Annotated in this window: 1 pseudogene; it reads right to left on the reverse strand. The window is 59.1% G+C overall.

Going from position 1 to position 418, the window contains the following annotated elements:
* Window positions 1–122: 122 nt before the first annotated feature.
* A pseudogene (locus tag GR197_RS31560) lies at window positions 123–418 on the reverse strand (hypothetical protein); the annotation flags it as partial.

Raw genomic sequence — 418 nt, forward strand, 5'->3', positions numbered from 1 at the left:
CACGGAGTCGTTGTAACGCGCAATCACCTTGCTGATTGCCACATCGCCTCCGCTGGCGCCAAGCTGCGCTTGTCTGTTGTATGCGAAAGAATATTAGGCGATGGCGGATGTTGATCCAAGGACTATCGCCATCCGCGCATTGCATCGCGCACGCGCCGCGAGTGAGACATGTTTGACTCGGACACGGCCTGCAGATTACGCCATGGACCAAGGCGATGGATGACTTCTGCCTTGTACAAGCCGTTGATCGTTTCAGCCAGAGCGTATCGTAGGAGTCGCCCACGCTGCCCACTGACGGCTCGATGCCAGCGTCGACCAACCGGTCTGTATAGCGGATCGATACGTATTGGGCGCCGCGGTCGCTGTGATGGATCAGCCCGTCCTGCTGTGCCGGCTGTCGCTCGTACAAGGCCTGCTC

The organism is Rhizobium phaseoli, from assembly GCF_010668805.1.
GTDB classification, from domain to species: Bacteria; Pseudomonadota; Alphaproteobacteria; order Rhizobiales; family Rhizobiaceae; genus Rhizobium; species Rhizobium phaseoli_A.